This window comes from Pelagimonas phthalicica (genome assembly GCF_004364805.1).
In the GTDB taxonomy this organism is placed as follows: Bacteria; Pseudomonadota; Alphaproteobacteria; order Rhodobacterales; family Rhodobacteraceae; genus Pelagimonas; species Pelagimonas phthalicica.
Genome location: NZ_SOAP01000002.1, coordinates 934839 through 950196, shown reverse-complemented (window position 1 = coordinate 950196; position 15358 = coordinate 934839). Strand labels below are relative to the sequence as shown.

Sequence of the window (15358 nt, the reverse complement as noted above, 5' to 3'; positions counted from 1 at the left end):
GCTGTCTGCCCCCTACGTCGCCAAGGCGACGACCCCCGAGAATATTTGGGCCAAGAAGAAACAGGCGCGCAGGCTTGATTAGGGTCAAGGTGCTTTGGAGCTTTCTTCTTTAGGTCGCCATGCGGTAAGGGGGACCTATGGATTTGCAAGTCTTTGATCTGGCTGTGGCGCGGGGCGGGGTTCCGGTGCTTGAGGGCCTCAACTTTTCCCTCGCTGAAGGGCGGGCGCTGGTGTTGCGTGGGCCGAACGGGTCGGGCAAGACGACACTGCTGCGCACGATCGCCGGGCTGCAGCCTGCGCTTGAGGGGCGCGTCGAAGGGGCGGGCGAGCGCATTGCCTATGCGGCCCATGCGGATGGGTTGAAAACGGCCCTGAGCGTGACAGAAAACCTGAGCTTTTGGGCACAAGTCTTTGGCAAGGAAGATATTTCGGCGGCATTGCAAGGGTTTGACCTGGTGGATCTGGCCCATCGTCCGGCCGGATCCCTGTCAGCTGGGCAAAAGCGACGGTTGGGATTGGCACGCCTGATGGTGACTGGCCGGCCGGTTTGGGTTCTGGACGAGCCAACCGTGTCACTGGATGCCGCTTCGGTGGCGCTGTTTGCCGAGGCCGTGCGTGGCCATCTGGCGGCAGGAGGGGCGGCCCTGATGGCGACCCATATTGACCTTGGTTTGGATGAGGCCGAGCTGTTTGACGTTGGCCCATACAAGGCAAAACCGCGCGTATCGGCGCAGGATGAGGCGTTTCTATGATTTCTCTCTTGATGCGAGATCTGCGTCTGGCTGTGCGCGCAGGGGGCGGCTTTGGCCTGGGGCTGGCGTTTTTCCTGATTGTGACCGTACTGGTGCCTTTGGGCGTGGGACCCGAAACCGGGTTATTGGCGAAAATCGCACCGGGGATCTTGTGGATCGGGGCGTTGTTGGCCTGTCTTTTGTCATTGGATCGGATCTTTGCCCTGGATTGGGAGGATGGCAGTCTGGATCTGTTGGCGACGGCACCGCTGCCAATGGAAGGGATCGTGTCGATCAAAGCCTTGGCGCATTGGCTGACCACTGGCTTGCCACTGGTGATCGTCGCGCCGGGCTTGGGCGTGCTGCTCAGCCTGCCACAGGGCGGGTATTTTTGGATCGTCGTTTCCTTGCTGCTGGGCTCGCCTGCCTTGTCGGTGATCGGCACCTTCGGGGCGGCATTGACCGTGGGCCTCAAACGCGGGGGGCTGTTACTGTCTTTGCTGGTGCTGCCGCTTTACGTGCCAACGCTGGTCTTTGGGGCCGAAGTGGCGCGACGCGGGGCCGAAGGGTTTGCGGTTCAGACGCCGCTCTTGATGCTGGCGGGGATCAGCTTTGGCGCTGTGGCGCTCTTGCCTTTTGCCAGCGCTGCGGTTTTGCGGATCAATTTGCGGTAAGGACCCGGGAAGCGCGACAAAACGGGCCAAAAGGATTGCTTTAAATCAAGGACCGGAAGGTTACATTTGCTCAAAACACGGGCAAGGACAGCCGCCAACCCATGCGGCAAGACGACAGAGACCCGCGCCAGAACTTGCGCCTCGTCCCGTTTTGGGGTGTAAAACTGGCGCGCAACAAGGACAAAGCACACCCATGTCGATCTGGGAATACGCCAATCCGGTGAAATTCATCAAAACCACGGACCGTCTGATGCCCTATATGGCAGTCGGTGCCGTGGTCTGCCTCGTCTCTGGTTTGATCTGGGGGTTCTTTTTCACCCCGGATGATTACCGGCAGGGCTCAACCGTCAAAATCATCTATTTGCATGTACCGGCAGCCTTGATGGCCATCAATGCATGGCTGATGATGCTTGTGGCCTCATTGGTCTGGATCGTGCGGCGACACCATGTTTCGGCTCTGGCCGCGCGTGCAGCCGCCCCGATTGGCGCAGTGATGACAATTATCGCGCTGGCAACTGGTGCGATCTGGGGACAGCCCATGTGGGGCACGTGGTGGGTTTGGGATCCGCGTCTGACCTCGTTCCTGATCCTGTTCCTGTTCTATCTGGGGTATATGGCGCTTTGGGAGGCGATTGAAAACGACGACACGGCGGCGGATCTCACCTCGATCCTGTGTCTGGTCGGATCGGTCTTTGCCGTGCTCAGCCGCTATGCGGTGTTGTTTTGGAATCAAGGCCTGCATCAGGGCGCGTCGCTGTCTCTGGACAAAGAAGAGCATGTGCATGACGTCTATTCCAATCCGCTCTACGTGTGCATTGCCGGGTTCATCCTTTTGTTTATCGCGCTGGTGTTTCTGCGCACGCAGACCGAAATCCGGGCGCGCCGTGCGCGTGCCCTTATCGCGAGGGAGCGTTTGGCATGATGCCTGATCTGGGAAAATACGCCGACGCGGTGCTGTCATCTTATGCGGTGTCGATTGTGTTGATCGTGGCGCTTGTCGCCCTGTCGATCCGCCGCGCCCGCAAGGTCAAAGCCTATCTGGCCGAAATCGAGGAGCGGCAGAAGAATGTCTGAGCAAGAGGGGAAAAAGGGCGGGGTCCCTTTGTTGATGATCCTGCCTCCGCTGGTCTTTATGGGATTCGCGGCGCTTGTGTATTTTGGCATGCAGCGCGGGAATACGCGTGAACTGCCCTCGGCCTTTATCAACCAGCCTGCGCCTGCTGTGACCGAGGTGGCCCTGGATGGCTATGACCCCGTGACCAAAGAGATGCTAAGCTCGGGCGAAGTGACCCTGGTGAATTTCTGGGCCAGTTGGTGCCCGCCATGCCGGGTGGAACATCCCAACCTGATGAAAATGCAGGCGGATGGGCTGCGCATTGCCGGGGTGAATTTCAAAGATAAAACAGCCCAGGCCCAACGGTTTCTGGGCGAGGGCGGAAATCCGTTTATGGCGGTGGCTTTTGATCCGCCGGGCCGCACTGCGATTGATTGGGGGGTAACCGCGCCTCCCGAGACCTTTATCGTGGACGGGCAGGGCAAGGTTTTGTTCCGCTTTACAGGACCGCTGGTCGGGTCCGATTATGAACAGCGGTTTCTACCGGCTTTGGAAAAAGCGCTGGCAAGCCAGAGCAAGTAAGTCGCCTTACAGTTCACAATAGGCGGTTGGCTCGGGGCCCGGGCAGCCGCCTTTGGCCTCTTCGGACCCGGCATAGGCACCCATGACAGCAAGAACCAGCAATGCGGCTGCTTGGATCAATGTGATGATTTTCATGGGCTCGGGCCTTTCCTTGTCTTGATGACAACATGGGGGATGCGGCGCGAATTGGTAGGGGGGAATTCCTGACCCTTTGCTTCAAACCTTATGAATTGGTTCACAAATGCGCGGTTTCCCGCGAGATGGATCAAATCCTGTGCGGTTTGTTGCCCAAGGTTTCCGAGCGCTCCACCCGTTCGAAACGGCAGAAAACCCTGTGATGAAACTCTGGGCACCTGGCAAAAATTTCACAGGCCCATCGCAAATGAGTGATTGGAATCTTTTACCACTCTCTTTTAAACCAAAGAGACAGAGATAGAAAAAGGTCCGACATGCGCAAGCTCCTCTCTCTTTCAGTGGCGGTTTTCACCGCGTTTTCCGGCGCCTCATGGGCGCAGGACAATCCTGTTTTGGTTGAGCTGTTCACGTCGCAAGGGTGTTCGTCCTGCCCGCCTGCCGATGCTTTGCTGCATGAATTGGCGGGGCGCGACGATGTGATTCCGCTGGCGCTACATGTGGATTATTGGGACTATATCGGTTGGAAAGACAGCTTTGCCCAAGCGAAATTCACCAAGCGGCAAAAGGGCTATGCCCGTGCCGGTGGCTGGCGCACGATCTACACGCCGCAAATGGTGATCAATGGGGCCGAGGATGTCGTTGGATCCAAACCAATGAAAGTCACGGACCTGATCCGCAAACATGCAGCGCGGGCCCCAAAGGTGGATCTGGATGTGACGCGCCAGGGCAATACTTTGGTGCTGTCAGCGAAATCTTTGGGCCAGGGCGACCCCTGTGACATTCACATCATTCGTTACAAACCCAGCGAAGAAGTCGCAATCGGGCGTGGCGAAAACGCCGGTCGCTCGCTGGTCTACAGCCATATCGTCAAGGATTGGCAAAAGGTTGATCAATGGGATGGGCAGGGCACGTATCAGCATGAGGTTGCGCTGAAAGGCAGTGAGCCAGTCGTCGTGATCCTGCAGGAACCCAATTACGGTGCGGTTGTCGCTGCTGCGCGTTTGCGCTGACGCCGGGCCTGGCGCTCGGGCTTCCAGCGCCGGTGAATCCACATCCATTGTCCGGGATTTTCTTCGATCCGCGCCTCAAGGCGGCGGGTCGCCTCGCGCATCATGTCCAGCGGATCGCCATGCTCGATTGGGGTTTCCAGTATGGTATCGAAGCCAAAAAAATCATCATGGCGCACACCGAAAAACGGGACAAGCAGCGCATTGGTACGCAAGGCGATATCAGCAGCCGATGTGAGCGTGGGCGCAGGTTGTCCCAGAAAATCAATGGTTTCGCCCGCGCTGCTAAACAGATCGAACAGCAAAACCGCCATACCGCCGCTTTTGACATGTTTGATCAAGCCCATAGTTCCCCGGCGCCCTTGTTCAAAAACAGGGTCGCAAATCTGGTGCATGTTCTTGGCGTAATGCGCGTTTGAGAACGGGTTGCTGAGAGGCCGATAAAGCCCGCCAACCTGAAAATCGCGCGCCACCATTGCGCAACGAGCGCCTTCGACAGCCCCCAAATGCCCGGTGATAAACAGAACGGGGCGCCCTTCGGCCCGGGCCTTTTCGACATGCGCCAAACCGGGGCCGCCAAATCCAGCCGTAGCCCCGCGCTTCAGCAATTCGGGCACATCATAGTTTTCAATGAAAACGCGGGCGACATTGTCGATGGCCTGATCCGCAATCACGCGCCGCTTGTCTGCGGGGCAGTCCGGCCAAACATGGTCGAGATTCGCGTAAACCCGTTTGTGCCACCCCAAAAGTGGAGAGAGCAGCCGACGCACAACCCACCCAACAAGCTTGAGACGGGTTTTGACCGGGAGCCGCAGGGCCGTCCAGATTATCCCACGAAGGACATAATCCGCCAGCCGATCCTGCCAGCCGCCATGGCTGCGTTTCTGCTTGTTCGATTTTGCCAAAACGGGCCCCTCGTGAGATTGAAGCCCTATGTAAGCCTTGGCCGAACTATCAGCAAGAATAAGCGTCGCAGCGTAACGCTATTCGTCCTCATCCGGATTGAGCAGCTCAATCTCACCGACCGAGACAAGGTCGCGGATGGCCCCGACCACCTCATTCATGGCTTTCTCACCCACTTTGGGTTTCACGCTGCCTTTGGCATCAGCCTCTTCGCGGATATTGTCGGCCATGCGTTTGGACATGTTTTCCAGCAGGAAGTCAGCAGCGCGCTGTTCCTCTTCCGACCCACCAGAGGCTGCGGCAATCGCGGTGGCAAGGGATTCGGGTTTGACGTCGCGCGTGATCTTGGGCACGTCGATGGCGTTCAAACGCTCTGGCACATTGGCAAAGGTAAAGATGGCCTTGCGCACCGCGTTGGCAAATTCCTCATCCTCTTTTTCCAGATCGCCCAGCAGTTCCTCGCGGACAGCGGAGTTTGAATAGTTGAGGATCGAGCCAAGCCGTTCCTCTGGTTTGGCCTGAAAGGCTTTGGGCGGTTCGGCGTCCAATTGCGCAGCCAATGCCAGGCCGATTCGATCCACGGCATCCGGCGTCACACCGGTGGTCATCGAAACCGCGTACGAAATGCGCCGCGCCTTGTCACCGGGCAGTTTTGCCAAAACTTGCGCCGCTTTGCCAACATCGATCTTGGACATCATGACAGCGGCGACTTCGGTGGCCTCGGACATGACCAGCTGTTCGATTCGTTCGATTTCCAGGGCATTGATGCGTTGCCAGGGATCACCCGTTTGGCGCACCCCAGCCTCTTTCCTGAGGCGCATAGCAGTGCGTGGGCTAATCTTGCCATCCAGCGCCGTCAAAGCCCCGGCCATATCGCCGGGAAAGGACAGCCCGACCTGTTCCAGCTCATTTGAAAACTCTTCAATAACCATGTTGAGCGTTTCGCGATCCACATAGCGCATATTGCCCATAAGCAGGGTGAGTTCCGCCTGCTGTTCCTCGGGCAGGTCAGAGAGAGGAATATCCGCCTCTTCGTTCAGCAGCAGCTGAACGACAATCGCAGCCTTGGTTTTGCGTGACAATCCAGCAGGGACAAGGTCAACGGGGCCGGGAAGGGCAAGTGCTGTCATTGCGGTCCTCATAAACACGGGTGTTGCGTTCAAGAGTTACCGCGCATTGGTTTCCGGCCCGTTAAGCTTGTTTGCCAAAGCGGCGCTCAGTAGGAAAAAGTTTCCCCTGTCGCCAAAGATTTGCTCAGCGAGGTTTCCGCCCAGGTTCCGGTGCCACCGCGGGCGATAATTTCGTTGAGCTGTTCCTCGGCCTCAAGCGGTTTTCCCAATAGAACAAGGGTTTGCCCCATATAAGATCGCGCCAAAAGATTGTCGGGATTGGTTTCAAGCGCCTGTTCGTACCATGTCATGGCCGCGGGCAGATCACCGGTTTTGCGCGCGATATAGCCGCGATAGGTCAGAACGCCATCAGCCTTTTGGTCTTGCATGGCGTCCAACACGGTCAGCGCGTCGTCAAAGGCCTCGTCATAGGCATATTCACGCACGGCCTCATAGCGTTCCTGATCCCCCAACCGGCTGTCCTGAGCATCGACGCAACTATTGCTGTCGGTCTCAAGAACCTGACCACCGGTGCAATCCGGGGGCGGAGGCGGGGCTGTCGCATCGCTGCCTGCAGCAAAAACAGAAACCGAAGAGCAAAGTAAAAACGTAGCCGCCAAGCGCATGAACTATCTCCTATCCGCGTGGATTGGATATCACGCTAACATGACAGTTGGGCAGGTCCAGAGATCACATTTCTGCCAGAACCTAGCTTGAGACGGCTTTGCAGCTATTGGTGGTTTCATCATAAACCATGCCTTCGGCGCAGCTCATGGCATGTTGGCTGGAACATTGGGCATAGCCCAGTGCCGGAACCAATGTCAGGGCGGCGCTGATCAGAATTGCTTTCATGTCTTTCCCTCCTGTTTGGTCAGGAGGGTACCACAGCCGGGCGATTTCCCAAAATTCGCGTGTTCAAAACGCAAAAGGCCGGGTTTGCCCCGGCCTTTCCAACTTCATTTTTCGCAAGATCACTCTTCGTTGAACACGCGGGCAAAGATCGTGTCCACATGTTTGGTGTGGTAATCCATGTTGAATTTCTCGTTGATGCCGTCTTCGCCCAGGGCTTTGACAACATCGGCATCCTGCAGCAGCAATTCGCGGAAATCGACACGCTCTTCCCAGACCTTCAAGGCGTTGCGCTGCACCATGACATAGGCGTCTTCGCGGCTGACGCCGGCTTGGGTCAGGGCCAGAAGCACGCGTTGAGACATGACCAACCCCGGGAATTTGTTCATGTTATCCAACATGTTCTCAGGGAAGATCAGCATCTTCTCGATCACACCGGTCAGACGGGCGAGGGCAAAGTCCAGCGTCACACAAGCATCGGGGCCAATGGCGCGCTCAACGGAAGAATGCGAAATGTCGCGCTCGTGCCATAGCGCCACGTTTTCCATCGCCGGGATCACCGACATGCGCACCAGACGCGCCAGACCAGTCAGGTTCTCCGTCAGAACCGGGTTCTTTTTATGCGGCATCGCCGAGGAGCCTTTTTGACCCATCGAGAAGAATTCCGCTCCCTCAAGCACTTCGGTACGCTGCATGTGGCGGATTTCAACGGCGACGTTTTCGATGCTGGAAGCAATAACACCCAGAGTGGCAAAGAACATCGCGTGGCGGTCGCGTGGAATAACTTGCGTGCTGATCGGCTCTGGCACCAGCCCCATTTGCTCGCAAACATGCTCTTCGACGGCGGGGTCGATGTTGGCGAATGTGCCAACCGCGCCGGAAATAGCGCCGGTGGCGATTTCGGCACGCGCATCGCGCAGGCGCGATAGGTTGCGGTCCATCTCGGCATAGAAACGCGCGAAGGTCAGGCCCATGGTGGTGGGTTCAGCGTGAATGCCGTGGCTGCGGCCAACGCGCACGGTGTTCTTATGCTCCATCGCGCGGGTTTTCAGTGCGGCGAGCAGCTTGTGCATGTCCTCGATCAGGATATCGGCGGCGCGTACCAGCTGTACGTTCAGGCAGGTGTCCAGCACGTCCGAGCTGGTCATGCCCTGATGGACAAAACGCGCCTCTTCGGAACCGACATGTTCTGCCAGATGGGTCAGAAAGGCGATAACGTCATGTTTGGTGACGGCCTCGATCTCGTCAATGCGGGACACGTCGAATTCGACATCTTTGGCTTTCCACACCGCATCGGCGTTTTCCTGCGGGATCACCCCCAACTTGGCCTGAGCGTCACAGGCATGCGCCTCGATCTCGTACCAGATGCGGAATTTGGTTTCAGGCGACCAAATGGCAACCATATCGGGGCGGGAATAGCGGGGGATCATCAGCGAACCTTTTTCATGAGTTGTGAGCAGCCAGCGCAGGCGTCATAAACGGACATCCCAAATGTCTCAAGGGGCGTGGCATGAGACCGATTGCCCTTGTGGCTGGTTTTAGGGCTGACCCTAGTTGGAACGGTTAAGCGCCGCACGGACCAACATGACGATACTGGCCAGGATCCAAAGCGCGGCAGAGATCGCCATGCTGAACAGGCCCAGGGCGGCCAACACATTCCCCAACCCTTTGGGCATGGCCACGCAATTGTTGAGCCCATAAAGAAGGTTGCCATCGCACAAAAGGTTCATCGCGATCACTTCGATGGTACCAAGAAACCAAAAGGCGAACAGCGCATTGGAAACCTTGCGATAAAAGGCCCATTCGGACTGCCGTGTCAGACGCCAAAGACCCAGAGGCAACAAAACCAAAAGAGCAAGGGTATTAAACGCAGCAAGCATAAACGGCCTCGGGTCCTGATTGGGTTTCGACGGCGTTTAACAGGTGTGGGGGAAAACCAAAAGGGCCACCCAGCAGCTGGCGGCCCGTTTCGTGGAGAGGCGAGATTGGTCAGAGACGTCGGAGAGAGACGGAGAACAGCGCGTCATTCAAGGTCCAACTCGCGAAACTACGGGTTTCGCCAAAGGGAGGTTCGACAATTGGGGATGGCTGAACCGAGGCGGTCAGCATCCAGACAGACAGCAGGAACAAGCTGCGGGCAAATATGGAAAACATCGGGGTATCCCCTTTCATGACTGCTCGTTTTGTGGCCAATTCTGTGTGGCTCCTCCCTTTGATGCAGTCTCAGATGGGCGCAAATAAGGAGGATTTGAGGTAATTGTGTCGCAAATGTAAACAAAGCCCTAACCGGCAGAGGCGGATAAGCAGAGGCAGATGACATGCGCGATTTGACAGATTTCCTTGGCACCTGGGGTTTGCAGCGTGACATCCAGCATCAGGGCGGTGGAAGCGCAGCTTTTGTTGGGCAGGCGGAATGGATCGCGCAGGACGATGGGGCGCTTTATATAGAACGGGGTGAGTTGCAGATTCCGGGACAAGGGGCGTTTCAATCGGAACGCCAATACCGTTGGGGCGCTGATCTGCGGGTCTATTTTTCAGATGGGCGGTATTTTCACAGGGTCCCATCTGAGGGCGGCGAAAGCGCACATTGGTGCGATCCAGACCAGTATGACGCCTCGTATGACTTTGAAAACTGGCCACAATGGAGCTGTCGCTGGCAGGTCAAAGGGCCACGCAAAGACTATGTGATGATCAGCCGCTACCAACCGCAAACTACCGCCTAAATAATGGAAATGTCGCAGCATTTTGCGCCAGTATACCTATGTATTCATCTAACTTATTGAAAATCAACAAATTTAGTCTTTACAAAACCTATCTATCCCTCGCATGTTCCAGCTATCTGACAAGACTGGCGCGATAAGTCGCGCCACTGCAAGGACTGACCTATGCCTCCGATCCAGGATCACCCGCTGCGATACAAATTGGCGAATGAGCTGCATGCGCGGCCATTTCCGTCGCTGAGCGCGCCTTGCCGTGCGGTGTTTCTGGCGGTCAAGCGTCCAAAGGATGCCGCTTCGCGCGATCGTGCGTTGGATCTGGATCATCTGAAGGCCTTGCTGGACCGCTATGGGGCTGCGCATCCTCAGCCGGGGGCAACGCATTATTCCGGCCAAATTGGCCAGCATACCCTGAAATGGGAACAGCATACCGAATTCGTGACATACACGGTCTTTATGCCTGGGCTGGGGGACAAACCCTTTGATCCCTCGGATTTCAACGTGTTTCCAACCGATTGGCTGATGGACGCTCCAGGTGTCCGGGTGACTTCGGCCATGTTGCGGATCGAACTTCGGCCAGAAGAAAGCGAGATCGACGCGCATCTGTCCGATTGGTTTGTGCCCGAAAGCCTGGCTGTCAGTCAGGTGCTAGGAGATGATGCGGTCATCGCTGGCGACTTTCGGATCGACCAGTCGGGGCATCAGCGCTTTGCCATTTTTGCACGTGAACGTGTTGGGGAACGCCGGGCCGGACGTATTGCGCAACGGGTGTGCGAGATCGAAACGTATAAGGCGATGTCGATGCTGGGCTTTACCCGCGTGCGCGAGATTTCTCCGCGTTTGGGGGAGATGGATGCCGAGCTGATGCGCTTGATGGAATTGATGGCCAATGATGATGGCCATGAGGAATCGACCTTGCGCGCCTTGTTGCAAGTGTCGACAGAGCTGGAAAGCCTGTCGGCCCGGACGTCTTTTCGCATGGGGGCAACCGGGGCTTATGAGGCCATTGTCAATCAGCGCATCGCCGTGCTGCGCGAAGAGCACTATAAGGGCCGCCAGACCTTTGCTGAATTTATGATGCGCCGTTATGACCCGGCCATGCGCACGGTCAAAAGCGCCGGTGTGCGGCTGGACAATATGGTGGCGCGGGCGACCCGTGCTGCGGACCTGTTGCGCACCCAGGTTGAGGTGGGGCGGTCAGCGCAGAACCAACAGCTTTTGCACAGTATGAACCAACGCGCCGAGCTGCAATTACGGTTGCAGGAGACGGTTGAGGGCCTGTCCGTGGTGGCGATCAGCTATTATGCCGTGTCGCTGGTTGGCTATCTTTTGTATCCGCTGGCGGGGGCGATTGGCTTGTCCAAAGGCATGTTGACGGCCTTGACGGTTTTACCGGTGGTGGCCGTCGTCTGGTGGATGATCCGGAGGATCAAGCACAAGGTCGAAAAGGGCGGGCCGGATTTGTAAATCCGGCTGCGCGTGCCGCGGGCGGGGGGCGATTTTTCCTGTGGAAAAATCGCGGGAAGGGGCCTGCCCCTTCTTGGTCGCAGGCGACCAATTCATCCCCGGGATATTTAGGGCCCGAAGAAACGCTTATTCCGCTGGGACCGGAGCCGCAGCGGCGCGGCTAGACAGTTGTGCATTGGTCAGTAGCGCACCGAGGGTGATGGAGACCAATGTCAGCAGAGCGGCGACGGACAGGGTTGGAATGCCCGAGAGGCCCGCACCGATGGTACATCCCCCGGCCAGAACGCCACCTGCGCCCATGAGCACGGCACCGGCGATGTAGCGCAGAGTTTCCTGCGGGGTGCTGAAGCTTTGCCATTCCAGACGACGGGCGACCAGAGCCGAGAGAAACGCGCCCGCCAGGGTGCCGCCGATCAGCCCGAGGCCAAAATTGGCAGGGATCGAAGAGGCGGCAACCGTCCAGAAGATTGTGTCGGTCCAGGGCGAGGTGAAGGCGAGGCTTTCCATCGCGACCGGATCAAAATCGTCATAAAGGATGAAGCCGGTGCCAATCCAGCCAAGTGGGACAAGCGCGCCAATCAGCCCCCCTTGCAGCAAAAGCGATGGCCGGTTGCCTGAGCGCAAGGCGATGGCAAGCGCGAGGAGGGCCAACAGACCAGCATAGAGCCAGGTTCCGCCCGGCAGGTTGGCCAGGCTGATGGCGTCGCCCATGTCTACGGTGACGCCGTTCAAGCCGCTGCGCAGCGGGGCCAAAGCACCTTTGAGCACCGAATGGGCGGTGACGGCAAAGACCAGCAACACGGTCAGGGCACGCAGGTTGCCGGTTGCTGACAAGATGGTCAGGCGCGAGGCGCAGCCCCGTGTCAGGACCATGCCTGCGCCAAACATGACGCCCCCCAAAATAATGGCAGCGATGGGCAGGTCCGAGGTCATGAAGCGATGATCGTCAAAGCTGATCAATTCGGCGGCCACGCCGGCTTGGGTGCCGATGATGGCAACGGCCAAGGCTGCCATCCAGACGCCCAAAGCCTGTTTGCGATCATCTCCGACCAGGCCACGGCGGAAACAGAATTTCGTGCGTTCTGCCAGAATCCCGAATAATGCGCCCAGGATGAGCGCGAAATAGACCGCAGCTTGTGGCGCGGTGAGCTCTTCAAAACCAAAGGATTCGTACATGGGATTCTCCGGCGTTTTGGAACAGGGTTCCGTTTGGCGCATCAATTCGTCCGGAGCAAGCATTAGTTATGCACTTATTCTAATGTGTGGTGGGAAAATGTTCTGGTTTCTCGCTTGAGGGGAGAAAGGGGTCTTGGGAGGTCCGAAAAAAGGTGTTCGAACGTTCCGTGGCGCGGAATTTGCCCCCGAACCCAGTCCTTTTCTGCACAATACGGCATATGCCCACCCCAAGCGGTGATAAAGAACCTATGGCAGTCAGATTTTGGTCAGAAGGGTTTGCATCTTGACCAGCGTATTGAGGTTGCGTGCTGTGCCGAGCGCGTGTTCAGGCAACGCTAAGCGCGAGCGGGACATGCCGTTTGGGTAGTGGATGAACACGCAATCTGGACCGATCTGCAGGGCTTCGTCGGTTTGGTTTTTGGGGGTCAATGTGGTCGGCGTGTGATCCAGCAAAAGGCACAGGATCTGATTGCCTGCACCTTCAAAAGGCTGGGCGGTGATCAGTGTGTCCAGCTCAGGCTGGGTCAAAACAAAGCATCCCACAGGCTTGCCTGCATAGGATTTAAGCGCGGTCTCGAGCTTGCTGCGCAGAGCCTCGCCACTGCCGTCAAAGTGACAGACCGCATTGCCGCTGGCGATATAGGTGGTGATATGCGTGCAGCCGATGTCTGAGAGCATCTGGCGCAGGTCCGCCATGGGCAGCTTGCCGGTGCCGCCGACATTCACGGCGCGTAGAAAGAGTGCATAGGCTGGCATGGTTGCTCCTGAACAAGGCCCCTCGTGAAAAAGAAACGGGCCCGAAGGCCCGTTTCATGTGTCTTGGTTAGCGCCCGCGAATGCGCGGGTCCAGCGCGTCGCGCAAACCATCTCCGAGATAGTTCACCGACAATACTGTCAGTGAGATTGCAAAGCCAGGGAGCAGCACGCGTTCTGGATATTCTTCCATCCGGACCACCGCATCCGCCAGCATCTTGCCCCAGGTGGGGAAGTCAGAGGGGAAGCCGACGCCGAGGAAGCTCAGCGCACTTTCGGTGATGATGGCCGTGGCAAGACCCAGAGCCGCAGACACCAAAATAGGCGAGAGCACGTTAGGCAGCAGATGCCGTCGGATGATCTTGCCCGGCATGGTGCCGATAGAGCGTGCTGCGAGCACAAATTCCCGCTCTTTGATCGCCAGAACGTCACCACGCACAATCCGTGCCGTTGGCATCCAGGAGGTTAGGGCGATGACCGAGACAATGAGGATGAACATGCCCCCCTCAGGCCCGAAATTCTCGCGCAAGGGTTGGCGGAACAGGGTGACCGCCAGCAAGAGTAGGGGCAGAACCGGCAGGGCCAAGAAGAGGTCGGTGGTGCGCATCAGCAGACCGTCGATCTTTTTATAAAAGCCCGCAGCAACACCAATCCCGGTACCGATCAACAGCGACAGGATCATGGCCGCCCAACCAACGGCCATCGAGGCGCGCCCACCAGCCAGCAATTGTGCCAGTTGGTCGCGGCCCAGTTGGTCAGACCCCAGTGGCTTGTTCCACCCCACCTTGGCATCACCATCCCAGATCGCGGTGTAGATCGGGCGCATGTTCTTGTTACGAATGTCGATCTTTTGCGGATCTGCGTCCCACAGAAGCGGGCCAATCAGCACCGCCAAAGTGATCAACACCAGGAAGAACAGCCCGAACATCGCGCCCTTGTGTTTGGTGAACTGGTCCCAAACATCCTTCCAGCGTGAACGCGGTGGTTTCTCTGGCCCTTTGTCCTTGAGGGCCTCAATCGGAGCAACGGTCTCAGTCATAGCGGATCCTCGGGTCAAGCAGGCCATAGAGGATGTCTGCCACCAGGTTGAACAGCACGATCAGCACCGCAAAGATAAAGGTCAGGGTCATCACGCCCGGCAAGTCATTGGCAAAGAGCCAGGTCAGCAGGAGCTGCCCGATGCCGTTCACCTTGAACACGTTTTCGGTGATGATCGCGCCGCCAAAGATGCTTGGGATACCAAGGGCAATCACGGTCACAACCGGGATCATCGAGTTGCGCAACACGTGCTGCAGGACCACGACGCTTTCGCTCATGCCTTTGGCGCGGGCGGTGCGGACGTAATCCTGTCCCAGATTGTCCAGCATCGAGGCGCGCATATAGCGGCTGAGCTGGGCTGTGATCTGTAGCGCAAGCACCATGACCGGCATGATCATCTGTTGCAGCTGCACTTTGAAACTGGCCCAACTGTACGGAGAAGATCACGATCAACAGCGGCCCGGTAAAGAAGGGCGGGATCGAAAAGCCGATCATCGTCACAAATGTCCCGGCCTGATCAAAGACCGAATATTGACGATAGGCGGAATAGATACCGATGGGCAGCGCAATCAGGATCGCGACAACATAGGCCACACCGACAACCCAAAGGGTTTGCGGGATCCGTTGCACCACGATATCCATCACCGGAGAGCGGGTCTGCCAAGAGATAACGCGTTGGTCCTGCACTAGGATTTCGACCTGACCGGCGACTTCGCGGAACCGGCCGGCTTCTTTCAGCGCGGCAATCTGGTCGCCGTTCAATTCGGTCAGCGCGGGTTCCCAATGCCAGGCAAATTGGGTGCCAAACATGTAGTCGACCAGAACCTTGGGTTCGATCCAAAAGACCTGAACCAGCCATTTCCAGTATTGCACAAGCGCGGGTTCACCAACCCCCAGCGCTTCGCGCATTTTTTGTTTGACTTCAGGGGGTACTGTCAGCGGTACCTGGGCCATCGGATCGCCCGGTGCCAGCTGCAACAGCATGAAAATGACGAAGCTGATGAACAGCAAAGTCGGAACAGAAAGGATCAAACGCCTGATTGCATAGGTCAGCATGCGGCGCCTCGGATCATGAGTGTCATAGGGATGTGGTCCTTTGAGGAAGGGCGGGGCACTCCCCGCCCATCACAGAATGGGAAAGGGGCAAAGCAAGGGTTTGCTCC

The 15358-nt window shown here is 57.5% G+C and carries 19 protein-coding genes and 1 pseudogene; 8 read left to right on the top strand and 12 right to left on the bottom strand.

The annotated features are described in order from the left end of the window. Positions 1-137 precede the first annotated feature (137 nt). From ccmA to CLV87_RS14720, 5 genes are all read left to right on the top strand, one after another. A complete protein-coding gene (ccmA, locus tag CLV87_RS14740) occupies positions 138-752 on the top strand; it encodes a heme ABC exporter ATP-binding protein CcmA (protein ID WP_099246560.1) in 615 nt (204 codons plus the stop codon). Further along, complete coding sequence (gene ccmB, locus CLV87_RS14735) at positions 749-1405, top strand: heme exporter protein CcmB (RefSeq protein WP_099246559.1); 657 nt, start codon at positions 749-751, stop codon at positions 1403-1405. Before ccmA ends, ccmB begins: the two co-directional genes overlap by 4 nt. Before the next feature lie 193 nt (positions 1406-1598). Further along, positions 1599-2327, top strand: a complete 729-nt coding sequence (locus CLV87_RS14730) for a heme ABC transporter permease (RefSeq protein ID WP_099246556.1) — start codon at positions 1599-1601, stop codon at positions 2325-2327. Continuing rightward, positions 2324-2479, top strand: a complete 156-nt coding sequence (gene ccmD, locus CLV87_RS14725) for a heme exporter protein CcmD (RefSeq protein WP_099246554.1) — start codon at positions 2324-2326, stop codon at positions 2477-2479. The genes CLV87_RS14730 and ccmD overlap by 4 nt, the downstream gene beginning before the upstream one ends. Then, a complete protein-coding gene (locus tag CLV87_RS14720; RefSeq protein WP_235871941.1) occupies positions 2472-3041 on the top strand; it encodes a DsbE family thiol:disulfide interchange protein in 570 nt (189 codons plus the stop codon). Before ccmD ends, CLV87_RS14720 begins: the two co-directional genes overlap by 8 nt. Positions 3042-3047: 6 nt before the next feature. Here CLV87_RS14720 and CLV87_RS24275 read toward each other — a convergent pair whose 3' ends face one another. After that, positions 3048-3176, bottom strand: coding sequence for a hypothetical protein (locus CLV87_RS24275; RefSeq protein WP_255301726.1), 129 nt, complete (start codon positions 3174-3176; stop codon positions 3048-3050). A gap of 314 nt (positions 3177-3490) precedes the next feature. Here CLV87_RS24275 and CLV87_RS14715 point away from each other — a divergent pair, with 314 nt between their 5' ends. Continuing rightward, the gene (locus CLV87_RS14715) at positions 3491-4186 is read left to right on the top strand and encodes a DUF1223 domain-containing protein (protein WP_099246552.1); all 696 of its coding nucleotides are present in this window, start codon (positions 3491-3493) and stop codon (positions 4184-4186) included. On the opposite strand, the gene CLV87_RS14710 is transcribed toward CLV87_RS14715, so the two are convergent. The 7 genes from CLV87_RS14710 to CLV87_RS23905 all read right to left on the bottom strand — a co-directional run bounded on the left by CLV87_RS14710 (position 4150) and on the right by CLV87_RS23905 (position 9198). Then, positions 4150-5088 carry a lysophospholipid acyltransferase family protein gene (locus CLV87_RS14710; protein ID WP_099246550.1) on the bottom strand — a complete coding sequence of 313 codons (939 nt, stop codon included), beginning with the start codon at positions 5086-5088 and terminating at the stop codon, positions 4150-4152. The genes CLV87_RS14715 and CLV87_RS14710 overlap by 37 nt on opposite strands. Positions 5089-5166: 78 nt before the next feature. Then, positions 5167-6216 (bottom strand): flagellar motor switch protein FliG, encoded by a 1050-nt coding sequence (locus CLV87_RS14705; protein WP_235871940.1) that lies wholly within the window; start codon positions 6214-6216, stop codon positions 5167-5169. A gap of 86 nt (positions 6217-6302) precedes the next feature. After that, positions 6303-6821: a tetratricopeptide repeat protein gene (locus tag CLV87_RS14700; protein WP_099246546.1), complete on the bottom strand. Its 519-nt coding sequence runs from the start codon at positions 6819-6821 to the stop codon at positions 6303-6305. Positions 6822-6903: 82 nt separating this feature from the next. Next, the gene (locus tag CLV87_RS23910; protein WP_166652760.1) at positions 6904-7047 is read right to left on the bottom strand and encodes a hypothetical protein; all 144 of its coding nucleotides are present in this window, start codon (positions 7045-7047) and stop codon (positions 6904-6906) included. Between the two features lie 119 nt (positions 7048-7166). Continuing rightward, on the bottom strand, positions 7167-8474 hold the full coding sequence (gene purB / locus CLV87_RS14695; protein ID WP_099246544.1) for an adenylosuccinate lyase: 1308 nt from the start codon (positions 8472-8474) through the stop codon (positions 7167-7169). Between the two features lie 120 nt (positions 8475-8594). Next, positions 8595-8924: a hypothetical protein gene (locus tag CLV87_RS14690; protein ID WP_099246542.1), complete on the bottom strand. Its 330-nt coding sequence runs from the start codon at positions 8922-8924 to the stop codon at positions 8595-8597. Between the two features lie 109 nt (positions 8925-9033). Continuing rightward, entirely contained in the window at positions 9034-9198 is a 165-nt protein-coding gene (locus CLV87_RS23905; RefSeq protein ID WP_176556036.1) for a hypothetical protein, read from the bottom strand. Between the two features lie 164 nt (positions 9199-9362). Between CLV87_RS23905 and CLV87_RS14685 the strand changes: the two genes are divergently transcribed. Then, entirely contained in the window at positions 9363-9767 is a 405-nt protein-coding gene (locus CLV87_RS14685; protein ID WP_099246538.1) for a DUF6314 family protein, read from the top strand. Between the two features lie 162 nt (positions 9768-9929). Further along, positions 9930-11228, top strand: coding sequence for a DUF3422 family protein (locus CLV87_RS14680; protein WP_099246536.1), 1299 nt, complete (start codon positions 9930-9932; stop codon positions 11226-11228). Positions 11229-11354: 126 nt separating this feature from the next. Here CLV87_RS14680 and CLV87_RS14675 read toward each other — a convergent pair whose 3' ends face one another. The 4 genes and pseudogenes from CLV87_RS14675 to CLV87_RS14660 all read right to left on the bottom strand — a co-directional run bounded on the left by CLV87_RS14675 (position 11355) and on the right by CLV87_RS14660 (position 15251). After that, positions 11355-12404 (bottom strand): YeeE/YedE family protein, encoded by a 1050-nt coding sequence (locus CLV87_RS14675; protein WP_099247800.1) that lies wholly within the window; start codon positions 12402-12404, stop codon positions 11355-11357. A 255-nt stretch (positions 12405-12659) separates the two neighbouring features. Next, on the bottom strand, positions 12660-13160 hold the full coding sequence (locus CLV87_RS14670) for a DUF1697 domain-containing protein (RefSeq protein WP_099246534.1): 501 nt from the start codon (positions 13158-13160) through the stop codon (positions 12660-12662). Positions 13161-13227: 67 nt separating this feature from the next. Next, positions 13228-14196, bottom strand: a complete 969-nt coding sequence (locus tag CLV87_RS14665) for an ABC transporter permease (RefSeq protein WP_176556035.1) — start codon at positions 14194-14196, stop codon at positions 13228-13230. Next, positions 14189-15251, bottom strand: a pseudogene (locus CLV87_RS14660) (ABC transporter permease). Before CLV87_RS14660 ends, CLV87_RS14665 begins: the two are co-directional and overlap by 8 nt. Between the last annotated feature and the right edge of the window lie 107 nt (positions 15252-15358).